The sequence below is a fragment of the Sphingobacterium sp. BIGb0116 genome, from assembly GCF_024808035.1.
GTDB lineage: Bacteria > Bacteroidota > Bacteroidia > Sphingobacteriales > Sphingobacteriaceae > Sphingobacterium > Sphingobacterium paramultivorum.
Window position 1 is genome coordinate 298,746 of sequence record NZ_JANUDT010000007.1, and the last position, 12,315, is coordinate 311,060.

Annotated in this window: 8 protein-coding genes and 4 tRNA genes; 2 read left to right on the forward strand and 10 right to left on the reverse strand. The window is 39.9% G+C overall.

Annotation, left to right across the window (positions count from 1 at the left end; genetic code table 11):
• Both M2419_RS17710 and M2419_RS17715 read right to left on the reverse strand, forming a co-directional pair.
• The gene (locus M2419_RS17710; RefSeq protein ID WP_153844366.1) at nucleotides 1-936 is read right to left on the reverse strand and encodes a ParB/RepB/Spo0J family partition protein; all 936 of its coding nucleotides are present in this window, start codon (nucleotides 934-936) and stop codon (nucleotides 1-3) included.
• A gap of 1 nt (nucleotide 937) precedes the next feature.
• Nucleotides 938-1,735: a ParA family protein gene (locus tag M2419_RS17715; protein WP_070561294.1), complete on the reverse strand. Its 798-nt coding sequence runs from the start codon at nucleotides 1,733-1,735 to the stop codon at nucleotides 938-940.
• A 227-nt stretch (nucleotides 1,736-1,962) separates the two neighbouring features.
• Here M2419_RS17715 and M2419_RS17720 point away from each other — a divergent pair, with 227 nt between their 5' ends.
• Nucleotides 1,963-2,484: an NADPH-dependent FMN reductase gene (locus M2419_RS17720; protein WP_159727449.1), complete on the forward strand. Its 522-nt coding sequence runs from the start codon at nucleotides 1,963-1,965 to the stop codon at nucleotides 2,482-2,484.
• A gap of 203 nt (nucleotides 2,485-2,687) precedes the next feature.
• On the opposite strand, the gene M2419_RS17725 is transcribed toward M2419_RS17720, so the two are convergent.
• Entirely contained in the window at nucleotides 2,688-5,633 is a 2,946-nt protein-coding gene (locus M2419_RS17725; protein WP_153844368.1) for a pitrilysin family protein, read from the reverse strand.
• A gap of 260 nt (nucleotides 5,634-5,893) precedes the next feature.
• On the opposite strand from M2419_RS17725, the gene M2419_RS17730 reads away from it, so the two are divergent.
• Nucleotides 5,894-7,075 (forward strand): acyloxyacyl hydrolase, encoded by a 1,182-nt coding sequence (locus M2419_RS17730; protein ID WP_159727452.1) that lies wholly within the window; start codon nucleotides 5,894-5,896, stop codon nucleotides 7,073-7,075.
• A gap of 118 nt (nucleotides 7,076-7,193) precedes the next feature.
• Here the strand turns inward: M2419_RS17730 and M2419_RS17735 are convergent.
• The 7 genes from M2419_RS17735 to M2419_RS17765 all read right to left on the reverse strand — a co-directional run bounded on the left by M2419_RS17735 (nucleotide 7,194) and on the right by M2419_RS17765 (nucleotide 12,291).
• Nucleotides 7,194-7,268: transfer RNA gene (locus M2419_RS17735), tRNA-Val, on the reverse strand.
• Nucleotides 7,269-7,303: 35 nt separating this feature from the next.
• A tRNA-Val gene (locus M2419_RS17740) sits at nucleotides 7,304-7,378 on the reverse strand.
• A gap of 9 nt (nucleotides 7,379-7,387) precedes the next feature.
• Nucleotides 7,388-7,465 (reverse strand) — tRNA-Val (locus M2419_RS17745).
• A gap of 9 nt (nucleotides 7,466-7,474) precedes the next feature.
• A tRNA-Val gene (locus tag M2419_RS17750) sits at nucleotides 7,475-7,552 on the reverse strand.
• Nucleotides 7,553-7,682: 130 nt separating this feature from the next.
• A complete protein-coding gene (locus M2419_RS17755) occupies nucleotides 7,683-9,752 on the reverse strand; it encodes a putative porin (protein WP_159727454.1) in 2,070 nt (689 codons plus the stop codon).
• A gap of 113 nt (nucleotides 9,753-9,865) precedes the next feature.
• Complete coding sequence (locus M2419_RS17760) at nucleotides 9,866-10,681, reverse strand: purine-nucleoside phosphorylase (protein WP_075994483.1); 816 nt, start codon at nucleotides 10,679-10,681, stop codon at nucleotides 9,866-9,868.
• Between the two features lie 119 nt (nucleotides 10,682-10,800).
• Nucleotides 10,801-12,291: a sodium:solute symporter gene (locus tag M2419_RS17765; RefSeq protein WP_159727456.1), complete on the reverse strand. Its 1,491-nt coding sequence runs from the start codon at nucleotides 12,289-12,291 to the stop codon at nucleotides 10,801-10,803.
• Nucleotides 12,292-12,315 lie beyond the last annotated feature (24 nt).

The following is a 12,315-nucleotide window of genomic DNA, read 5'->3' on the forward strand; positions in this document are numbered from 1 at the left end:
TTACCAATCTAACAATTCAAGAATGCGACTTAAATCATCTTCCGATTCAAAAGGGATCTCAATTGCTCCTTTTCCTTTTGTGCTCTTCAGATTCAATTTGACGCGAGAAGAAAATTTTGACGCCAGATCATCTTCAATTTTCTGCAATTGAAAAGACATCGGAGCATTATCTTTTCCAGCTTTTTTCTTACCTCCTTTTTGTAACTCACGAACCAACTCCTCCGCCTTACGAACGGATAAACCTTGATCAATAATCAACTTAAAGATATAAAGCTGCTTATCAACCTCCGGAATATTAATCAAAGCACGAGCATGTCCCATGGTCAATGCGCCATCGCGTATTGCCGCTTGAATGACAGGTGGGAGTTTTAATAAACGGAGATAATTTGTAACAGTAGAACGGTTTTTGCTGACACGCTCACCCAATTCTTCCTGTTTTAGATTACATTCCTCAATCATGCGCTGAAAGCTCAAGGCTACTTCAATCGCATTTAGGTTCTCCCGCTGAATATTCTCAATCAGGGCCATTTCCAGCATCTGCTGGTCGTTGGCGGTACGGATATACGCTGGAATTTCGGTAATACCGGCCAGGCGTGAAGCACGGAGACGTCGCTCTCCGGAGATCAACTGATAATTACCGTCCGAAATTTTACGTACGGTAATCGGCTGAATTAATCCTTGTAAAATAATCGATTCCGATAACTCCTGTAAGGCAACCGGATCAAATTCTGTACGCGGCTGAAAAGGGTTGACAGATATTTCTTCTACACGAACATGGCTGATACTGCCATTCTCTTTTGTTGTTTTTACAGCAGTTGATGTAACTAGAGGAGCTTCTTCCACTTGCTGATTACTTTTAGCAGGAACTTCTACACTATCGTTTAATAGCGCACCTAAGCCTCTTCCCAGTCCTGTTTTACGCTGATGTGCTGCCATATTATGCGGTTACTGTTTTATTCATTTCATTAAGATGCCCGTTTTTTTGTAAAATCTCTCGCGCCAAGTTCAAATAGTTGATTGCCCCTTTACAGGACGCATCATGCATGATAACAGAAATTCCAAAGCTTGGAGCTTCGCTCAAACGGGTATTTCGCTGAATAATCGTATCAAAAACTAAATCTGTGAAATGTGTTTTCACTTCCTCGACCACCTGATTTGACAATCTTAAGCGAACATCATACATGGTCAACAAAATTCCTTCAATCTCCAAACTTGTATTTAAACGGTTTTGAACTATTTTAATTGTGTTCAACAACTTACCAAGTCCTTCTAGGGCAAAGTATTCGCACTGTACCGGAATGATGACTGAGTCAGAAGCAGATAGTGCATTGATTGTAATTAAGCCTAAGGAAGGCGAACAATCGATGATAATAAAATCATAATCCTGTTTCACCTGATCCAAGATTTTTTTCATCTTGTACTCCCTTTCGTGCATATTGATCATCTCAATTTCTGCCCCAACCAAATCAATATGAGCCGGTAAAAGATCCAAATTTGGTGTTTCTGTTGACTGAATAGCCTCACGAGGATCCAAATCATTCACTAAACATTCGTATACACTTGCGCTGATTGTACGAGGGTCAAAGCCAATCCCAGAAGTAGAGTTTGCTTGGGGATCTGCATCGACCAACAATGTTTTATATTCTAAAACCGCCAAACTAGCCGCCAAATTAATTGACGTTGTGGTTTTTCCGACCCCACCCTTTTGATTTGCGATTGCAATTACTTTTCCCATCTTGAATGAAAACCTTTCTTAATTAAAATGTCATTTTATTCCACATTTCACTTCTTTGAAGATCAATTTGCCAAATTTTTTATCCGTAATTCAAATTAACAAAACAAATTCAGCATATTTCGTACTTTTGATTGATCGAAAGCACATATCCTCAGGATGCTAAGATACAAAAAATCAAGATATGTATCCACTTTGAAACTGCGCTTTTTATAAGTATCAACAACACAATGATTTTAATAATATCCGGAACAAACCGTCCCAATAGTAAGACGTTAAAAATAGCAAAGTGCTACCAGCAATTACTTGATCGTAAGTCAATTGAAAGTGACATCTTTTCGCTGGAAGATCTGCCAGCAAACATTTTAGAAACAGATCTTTATGGAAAAAGAAGTACAGCATTTGAACCTATCCAAGAAAAGGTCAGTAAAGCGGAACTGTTTATTTTCATCGCACCAGAATACAACGGAAGTATACCAGGAGCGCTCAAGCTTTTTATCGATTGCTGCACTTTTCCGATCAGCTTTTATCACAAGAAAGTTGCATTGGTCGGACTGTCTTCAGGACGCTATGGCAACCTCCGCGGCATCGATCATCTGACTGGCATATGCCACTACTTAAGAATGCACGTGCTTCCCCTCAAGATCTTTCTACCCAATGTTCAGAACGAACTGAATGACGACGGGCAGTTATTCAAAGAAGATACGCTGCAATTCATCAACGAACAGATTGAGGAGATTATCCGGTTTTAATACACTGGCTTGAGTAGCCACGATAACGAATTCACCCTAAAATTAATCCTCCCCGTGAACAGTGAAACAAGGATTGCGTAGCGTGAAATAAGAAAAAAACAAAGGGCATCACAAAACCTGACACGAAAGAAGCCTCCGGCAAACACCGGAGGCTTCTTTAATTTCATAAGCTAATCTAATTCTTAAGACAAGCAATTCTGGATCTAATAGCCGAAGATCTCTTTAAGATCCAGCTTTTTAACCTCGCCCAATTTTGCAAGATCTTCTGGCTTAAGACTTTCTTCCTTCGCTACAATACAGTAAACGTACGGCTTTTGACTCATTTCTTTCTTGTGGAAAGTATTTAGATCGCCATAAGTTAATTTTGGCGCTTGCTCATAGACAACTTTGCGAATATCAGTTGCATTCCCCAAACGTTGTGCCGCCAGATAACTACCTAAAATAGAAGCATTCAACACACGCTCACTGGCAATTGATTTTTCCAGACTTACTTTCGCAATATCCAGCCCCTTAGCACTTTCAGGCAATACATCCAATAGTTCGTTCATGCCTTTAATCGCATCGTTAAACTTATCTGCCTGCGTCCCAATGTAAGCGCCTACTGTATAATGGTTTTCCTTTTTATAAGGTTGTCCATAATAAGCATAAGTTGAATAAGCCAATGCTTTTGATTCACGGATAGTCTGGAAGACAATACTTCCCATTCCGCCACCAAAGTAATTATTAAACAATGAAACAGTCGGTGTCAAAGCACTGTTGTATATTCCTGAACTTCTATACCAAAACACTTCAGCCTGCTTCATATCGAAATTAGCAAAAAGGACCTGGTTCTTGCTTGTTGGCAATTCTGCAAACACGACCGCCTTTTTCGCCTGAACATACTCTCCAGCACCTTGTTTCAAAGGCTTCGCTTTCGCTACAAATTCCGAGGCAGTTAATGGGCCAAAATAAAGCATCGTATGTTTCATATTAGCCAAATCGTGCAATGCCTTCACCAAATCCTCCGCTTTTAAAGCATCCAATTCCGCATCTGTAAACACATTATTAAACGGATTTTTAGCGCCATATTTAGCATAAGATTTTAGACCCTCCATGATAGCGCCCTTGTTTTCTTTCGCATTTGCTCTCGCTTTTTTAAGACGGGCAATATACATTTTGAAAGCCTCCGGATCAGCAACACAATTACGCAATAAATCCTGAATCAAGTTCAATGTAGCCGTAAAGTTGGAATTCAAACCTGAAATCGACACCATGGTTTCCTCATTTCCTGCAGACACCGAAAAATCAGAAGCCAATTGATAAAAATCCTTGCTGAATTGCTCACTAGACTTATCTTTTGTACCCAAAAATTCAAGGTAACCCGCAGCCAATGAAAGTAACTTATTGCTCCATTTTCCACCATCAAAACGATAAGACAGCGAAAACAGTTCATTATCTGAGTTCTTTACAGCAAGTACTGGCAAACCGTTTGCAGTAGCTTTCTGAATATCTTTGTTATAATCTACCCATACCGGCTGGATTTTATCCTCTGGCATTGCTTCAACCCGCTTCAAGAACTCAGACTGGTCGTCGCGATTGACCGTTACAGGAGTAATCTCAGGTTTAACAACTTTAACAACATTACTATCAACACCCTTACGTTTATAAATAACGACGTAATTATTATCATTCAAGTATTTGTTAGCAAAATCCACCACATCTTGCTTGGTGATTTTATTCAATTCATCCGAATATCCCACAACAGACGCCCAATCCTGGCCCGAAGTAAAGGCATCCATCAATGATTCAGCTCGGTCACCATAGCTTTCATTCTGTTTGATTTCGTCTTTCTTCGCATTGTTGACAATGGCTGTAATCAAATCATCCGAGAATTCACCTTTTCTCAATTTTGCCAATTCTTGCAACAGCAGCTGTTGCACCTCTTCCAAGCTCTGTCCCTGACCAGGATTACCCTGCAACAGGAGCAAAGAGTAGTCTTTTAACACATAAGGAAAAGCACCTGCACCTAATAATTTTTGATTCTTCACCAAATCCAGATCAATCAGACCAGCAGAACCATTCGTCAAGATCTGACTCATCAAATTGAGCATACGGGCATCCTTTGTCGCGGCGCCAGGAAAACGGAATCCCATTAACATAAATTCAGCATCCGGACCTTTCACCTCGCGGACAACAGGAGTTAAAATTGGTTTCTCCGCATCAAAAGTATAGGCTGGAACCTCTTTCGCCTGCATAAATGCAAAGGTCTTATCCACCTTTTTCACCACCTCGGTAGGATCAAAATCCCCCGACATAATAACCCCCATATTATTAGGGACATAATAGGTATGAAAATATTCACGAATCGCTTTCAAAGATGGATTTTTAAGGTGCTCTACAGTACCAATTGTCGTCTGCTTTCCGTAATTATTATTGGGAAATGCTGCTGAAAACATCGATTCTACAGCCTTACGATTATCTTTATCCAAGCTGATATTTTTCTCTTCATACACAGCTTCCAGTTCGGTATGGAACAGACGCAATACCGGATATCTAAACCGCTCTGCCTGTACAGCAAGATACTTATCCATTACATTACTAGGAATTTGCTCCTGATAGACTGTCTGCTCAAATGAAGTAAAAGCATTAGTACCTTCCGCCCCCATTGATGCCATCAATTTATCATACTCATTCGCAATCGCATATTTCGCGGCTTCTCCAGATACTTTATCGATTTCCTTATAGATTGCTTTCCGTTCGGTTTCGTCAGTTGTACCATTATATTTCTCATAGAGCGCATCAATCTGATCTAACAAAGGTTTCTCCTTTGCCCAGTCTTTAGAGCCAAATTTATCGGTTCCTTTGAATAACATATGCTCCAGGTAATGGGCCAAACCGGTGTGATCCTTCGGATCTGTTTTGCTCCCCGCCTTTGTTGCAATGTAAGTTTGAATACGTGGTTCTTTTTTAGTCGGACTCAAAATCACAGTTAAGCCATTTTTTAGCTTGTAAAACCGCGAATGGGTAGGGTCATTCGTTACGTACTTGTAGGTGTACCCCCCCTCAGATGCTTCTTTCCAATCAAATTTGGCGTTTTGGGCAAACAAAGCATACCCTGCTGTTGTTAGTGCAAACGTAACAGCAGTAATTCTAAATAGGTTTTTAATCATATTTCCTTTTTCTTTTCACCTCAAACTTAGATAAATTGCTTTTTATATGCAATACAATTAAAGACATAAACAATAATTATTTACCCATTTGACATCCTGATAGTTAAGTCACCCAATTTCTCCCGCCACTAACCGACAAGATGTGGCTGAAAAATGGCATTTTTTACAACTAGATTTCGCTACTGTTTAAATACTATTGTTACAATGATATATCATTCTTATTTTTGCAAATATTTTAAAAAACGCTAACGTTTTATTTCATGAGATCAAGAATACTTGCTTTTGTGGCCTTGGCACTACTCTCCTTTCGTACCACAGCACAGGTCACACCCCGAATAGAAAATCCGAAGGATACTTTACAAAGCCGTACCCCAGCCAAGACGAGACTTATATTTCAACTTGAACATGAAAGCGGGGGCGAACTCAAATTCAATGAGCCCTCCAAAGAAACCCTTGCAGACTCTTACTATAGCGGACTAAATTTCAGAGTCGGTTTTCAAACACAGTTTCAAGACTCCCTAAAGAGTATTTACAACGAAATATACAACTATCCAATATACGGCATCGGGATCTACAGCAGTACATTTGGCCAGGAACACCTCGGACGACCTTTCGCAGCCTATGGCTTTGTCGCCATTCCCATTAGACCAAAAGTAAATTCGAGATGGAATTTCAACTATCGGATTGCACTCGGTCTCTCTGGCAGATTCAATCCTTATAATGAGGAAGACAATCCTTTCAACCTACTTATCGGCAGCAAAAATAATGTATTTATTGACCTTGGACTTCAGGTCAACTACCGCCTAAATAAAAACTTCCAGGTAGGGGCCGGCGCAGCCTTTCATCACTTCAGCAATGGAGCCCTGGCATTACCGAACACAGGGATAAACCTCGTCCCCTTGAGCCTATCTGTTTCGTATACACCAACAAACAAACCTTTTGATTATAGAAAAACAAGTATTCCACAGATGGAGAAAACAGAGGAACTCCATTTTAACTATGCCTTTGGCTTCAAACAGATTGATCGCGAACACGACGGCCAATATTTTAAATCTACGTTAGGTGCATACTACAGCAAGCATTTCGGCTACAAATGGCGACTTGGCGCTGGGTTTGATGCATTTTATTCAGCCAGCGGAAACGACGAAAAGGTTGCCGGCGACAAAGCCGGGAAATTCTCCGCCTTATTTTCTTACGGCCCAGCATTCTACATTGATCATGTGTTAAATTCACGTCTATACATCAACGGAAATGTTGGAGCCTATCTTCATCGCAACGAATTCAATGGCGAGAGCATGCCTGTGTATTTAAGAGTAGGTGTACGTTATAAAGTTTACAAAGATTTCTTTGCCGGTGTTTCCATTAAAGCCCATGGCGGTAAAGCTGATTTTATTGAATGGACAACAGGTTACGGAATTAAACTAGGTAAGAAACGGAAATAGTAAGAAAATAAACATGAGAGATTCCCGAGACAGATTGAATACCGGATCGGGGGCTTTCAAATTTCCCAGCGAGTTCAATACATAAAAAAAGCGTTCATGAAGAACGCTTTTTTTATCGTGGGGATTACTGGGTTCGAACCAGTGACCCCTACCTTGTCGAGGTAGTGCTCTAAACCAGCTGAGCTAAACCCCCTAACGAAAAAAAAGCACCATTTGATGATGCTTTTGTGGAGGCTACAGGATTCGAACCTGTGACCCTCTGCTTGTAAGGCAGATGCTCTGAACCAGCTGAGCTAAGCCTCCGTTTTGGATTGGTGGAGAATACTGGATTCGAACCAGTGACCCTCTGCTTGTAAGGCAGATGCTCTGAACCAGCTGAGCTAATTCTCCGACTTTGTATGGTGGAGGCTACAGGATTCGAACCTGTGACCCTCTGCTTGTAAGGCAGATGCTCTGAACCAGCTGAGCTAAGCCTCCATACTTTTTTAAAGAACGCCGTTCCCTAATTGCGTGTGCAAATATAGCTTAAAAATTCTATTCTCAAAATTATTTTACAAGATTTTATGCCTTAAACATCACAACAAGCTAAGAAACACCGAAATAATTTTTAATCATAGAACTTCCAAGAAATACCAAATCTAAAATTAGCACTATTCATCGGATAACGTCTGACGGTATAGTAACCATGCGGATAGAAGTTCTGATTTAAAAAATTATAACTCAAAAACATATTTACCCGTTGTATATTCGCTGTAACCCATAGATCCATGATTGGATACGTCGAAAACTCAATCTGTTTGTAAGCATTGTAAAACTGTCCTGTCCCAATCGAATAATTCGGATTGGCATAGGGTGTATTGAACTTTGCGTCCAGACCGATACTATAATCAATAACTTTATAAAACAGGTTACTGTAATACAAACTATGCCAGGTATACAACTCCGGGACAGCCAATACATCCTTTTGATCTGTCTTCTGATAGACCACAAGATTATCGAAGGTAAAATGGTTTAATTTAAATTTTTGTCCAACGGTTACCTTTAACAAATTAGCTTTATCCAATTGTGCCGGAACAATCCATTTATCTTTCTTCGGATCGTTCTGTGGATTGGACAACTCTTCGAAATAGGTATAATTGTTCATCAGAAAATACTCAACCTTGCCATGGAAACCAAGCATCGGATTGGCATATTGAAACCCCAGATTCTGAATTTTAGTCTTTTTAAGATCTAAATCATTCCATTTTCCGTAGGTATAATTCAAATTTTCGAAAACCATCTCCGGGGATTTGTTCTGTGAATAAGCTGACAACGTCACCTTTCCGATTTTATCCCCCATAGCGATATCCGCTTTAGCTTCATACAAGAAGTCCCCAAAGTTGTGGCCAAATACGATTTGATTCGCTTTTAAACTAAAATCAAGACGATCTGAAAACTTATATCCCAATTCACCTTTCGCGATTCCATTTTGATAAAAACGATTAAATGTTGTGCTATCCGGCAATTTCTTCAGTGGCTGAGGATAGGCTGAAGTATTGTTATAATACCGCATGGAGTCCAACTGATTCTGCTCCACCCAGTTCATGTCGTGCTGAAAAGCCAAATTCAACTTTACCTCATTCTTAAAGACCGACTTCCCTCTGAGAAAAAAGTTATATTCAAATTCATTTGAAACATTCGTGATCAGCGTCTTATCATTGTTTAGCGCCAACGCCCTATTATTGTATGGTAAAGCTGCATTTTGGTCATCCATGTTCTTGAAGAAGCTGTAAGTCTGTCTTCGGAGGCGGGTATTATGTGCCATGCTATTCGTTGGACGGATCTCCATCGTAGGCTTACCTTTATCAATTGTATCCAATCGCCCCAAATAAAGTGACTGTCTCAGGAAAAATGAATTATCCCACCACTTAGACCGAGGTATATTTGTATTACTCGCATCATAGAATTTTGGTATAAATCGGTCCGGCGATTGTCTATTTCCAGGCGCAAATGGAAGATCTTCCGTAATAGAACCATTCTCCATGGCATCCAAACGATTAAATACCCCATTGATCAACAAATTATACCGATTATTTTTCGATTCATACCAAGAAGCAACTGAAGCCTTTAAATCTGAATAACTCTGTCCAAGGTAAAATCCATCCGTTTTGGTAGAATGAAAATCGACATTCATATTCCATTGGGAATTGATATTCTGGGCCACCCGAGCCCTAAAAACCTGGTCATTAAAAAAGAATCCTACCGCAGACAATTCGGAGTACCTCGCCCGGGCCCTAAAATATTGGACCGAATCGGGGTTCAATAAATAACGTTCCAACGCTGTAAAACCAGACTGAAAGCCAATAGTCTTTTTAGGCTGGAACAATAGATCCCGTGTGGCAAGGCCATAGGCCCCAAGGTTCACACTGGGATTCCATGGTAAATTCTGCGGATTATAATACTGATAGTTATGATGTGATGTATCAATCTGCCGTGTATAAGTAGCTTTTTTTAACATATCCAATGTCGCATATCGGATATACTTTGCAGACAGGATAACGGAATCCTTCTTTCCATCCTCCTTGGCTCTAGCCGAATCCAATGCACTGCTCCAATCTTCTTTGCTCTGCGCAATGACATCCACGGAATAAATAAATAAAACACACCATGCGGCAAGTATGCGTACGATCAACTTCATCTAAAATTATATAAAAACCAAAAAAGCTAAATTCACCTGAATGAACCAATTACCCTTCACACCACACAAATCCAGCAACCTTCTCCTTCAACGGTGACACATAAAGATGTAATTTATTGCAAAGCTATTAATTCTTTCAAAATTAATGTCATTTTAGGTTCCGCTTTCTCCGCAACAGTGACAATTTCCTGCAACGACACAGGTTTAAGTTGTTCATGAAAGCCCTCATCCGTAACAACAGAAATGGCAAATACCGGAAGAGCCATATGATTGGCGACAATAACCTCCGGAACGGTACTCATACCGACCACATCGCCACCGATCAGGCGCATATAACGATATTCAGCTTTTGTTTCCAAATTTGGACCTGCGGAAGAAACATAAACAACTTTTCGCGCAGCAATAGCATGTTTGGCTGCAATTTCAAGAGCCTGCTCGATCATCTTTCGGTTATAAGGCTCGCTCATATCCGGAAATCGTGGTCCAAACTCCGCCAAATTTTGTCCGCGAAGCGGATTATCCGGCAATAAATTGATATGATCTTCAATAATTCCAAGGTCACCTTTTTTCACATCAGGATTAAGGGATCCCGCAGCGTTGGAAACAAACAATTTCTGTACCCCCAAAACCTTCATGATCCGGATCGGAAATGTAATCTGCTGCATATCATAACCTTCATAATAATGCAACCTTCCCTGCATAGCGACCACATTGCGTCCACTCAGCTTACCAAAAATAAGCTTACCAGAATGAAATTCAACAGTTGAAATAGGGAAATTAGGTATATTGGAATACATCAGCTGATACTCGACTTCAATTTCATCAACCAACTTACCTAAACCAGTACCTAGGATGATACCGAATTCTGGAGCAAAATCTCCAATTTTTCTACGGATAAATTCCGTAGTCTCATTTATGCTATGATACATACGTACAGAAAAACTAAGTATATCAAACTTAACTTAATTTTTCTGTACGTACAAATCAAAATCACTACTTGTATTTACATCTTCTCACCAATGGAGAAACTTTTTATAGCTGAAATGCATTAATTGTGGGACAATGCTTTTTCACTTGCTTTACCTGGAGAACTGATCAAAAGCATTACAAACGTGATAAAACCATTTATAATGATCAAATCCAATCCGATAACATACGGTGTATACACCTCAATTACATAGGTTTTAAGCAAAAATAATACGGTAGGCGAAAGCACACAGATATAGGGTACAGCCTTATCCCGCACCGCATATTTTGTGAATATTCCAAAAACGAATAAACCCAACAAAGGCCCATAGGTATAACTCGCCGCAGTAAAGATTGCATTTACGACCGAATCATCATTGATCAGCTTAAAGACCAAAATAACCAACAACATCACAATGGAAAAACCAAAATGGACATAGTTACGCTGTTTGATCAGCGTTGGATCATTGGGATTTTCTTTTTTATTGAAGTTTAAAAAGTCTATGCAGAAAGATGTCGTTAGGGCAGTTAGCGCACTATCTGTCGTTGCAAAAGTAGCGGCCGTCAGCCCCATCATAAAAATGATTGCAGGAACAATTGCCAAGTGGTTTAATGCAATTTCTGGGTACAAATAATCGCGTGTTGCCAGTTGAGTCACATCAATCCCGTTTTTAGCCGCATAGATATACAGCAAAGCACCGACAGCTAAAAAGAAAATATTAATGACCACAAAAACACTTGTAAAAGTGATCATGTTCTTTTGGGCCTCTTTAATGGTCCCCATCGATAAGTTCTTTTGCATCAGATCCTGATCAAGCCCCGTCATTGCAATGGTCACAAAAATCCCTCCCAAGAATTGTTTCCAAAAATTTGCTTTACTGCCTACAAAATCATCCCAGAAAAAGATCTTGGAATAACTACTTTCTTTCACAGCCTCGAAAGTATCCACAATACCAAAATCTAATCCTTTTGCCATAAAATAGATGGAGAGAATTACTGCAGTCACTAAAAAGGTAGTCTGTAGGGTATCCGTTACAATGATTGTCTTTAAACCGCCCTTATTTGTATACATCCAGATTAACACCAAACATATAACGACCGTAATCGCGAAAGGCACATTCCAGGCATCAAAAATAAAATGCTGCAATACGATTGCCACCAAATAAAGACGAAATGCTGAACCTATCGTACGGGAAACCAAAAAAATAGCAGCACCTGTTTTATACGTGGTGTGCCCAAAACGTTCTTCCAAATACGTGTAAATGGAAGTCAAGTTCATTCTATAATAGAGCGGAAGCAATACATAGGCAATAATGACAAAACCAACGGCATTCCCAAGAACAAATTGAAAATAGCTAAATTCAGACGCACCGACTGCGCCGGGAACCGAAATAAAAGTTACGCCGGAGAGCGCGGTACCGATCATCCCAAAGGCGACCATATACCATTTAGAGTTCCGGTTTGCGACAAAAAAAGTAGAGTTATCGGAAGCCCCCTTCGAGGTGAAGTGAGCTACTGCAAGCAGAACTGCAAAATAGATTATTATAAAAGATAATAATATTACTGGTGACATAGTTTGTTTTTAAAATAGGTGATT

What these genes read in the sequence shown, in the direction of transcription:
- M2419_RS17710 (WP_153844366.1), bottom strand. Translation starts at nt 936, where the DNA reads ATGGCAGCACATCAGCGTAAAACAGGACTGGGAAGAGGCTTAGGTGCG.
- M2419_RS17715 (WP_070561294.1), bottom strand. Translation starts at nt 1,735, where the DNA reads ATGGGAAAAGTAATTGCAATCGCAAATCAAAAGGGTGGGGTCGGAAAA.
- M2419_RS17720 (WP_159727449.1), top strand. Translation starts at nt 1,963, where the DNA reads ATGATTTTAATAATATCCGGAACAAACCGTCCCAATAGTAAGACGTTA.
- M2419_RS17725 (WP_153844368.1), bottom strand. Translation starts at nt 5,633, where the DNA reads ATGATTAAAAACCTATTTAGAATTACTGCTGTTACGTTTGCACTAACA.
- M2419_RS17730 (WP_159727452.1), top strand. Translation starts at nt 5,894, where the DNA reads ATGAGATCAAGAATACTTGCTTTTGTGGCCTTGGCACTACTCTCCTTT.
- M2419_RS17755 (WP_159727454.1), bottom strand. Translation starts at nt 9,752, where the DNA reads ATGAAGTTGATCGTACGCATACTTGCCGCATGGTGTGTTTTATTTATT.
- M2419_RS17760 (WP_075994483.1), bottom strand. Translation starts at nt 10,681, where the DNA reads ATGTATCATAGCATAAATGAGACTACGGAATTTATCCGTAGAAAAATT.
- M2419_RS17765 (WP_159727456.1), bottom strand. Translation starts at nt 12,291, where the DNA reads ATGTCACCAGTAATATTATTATCTTTTATAATAATCTATTTTGCAGTT.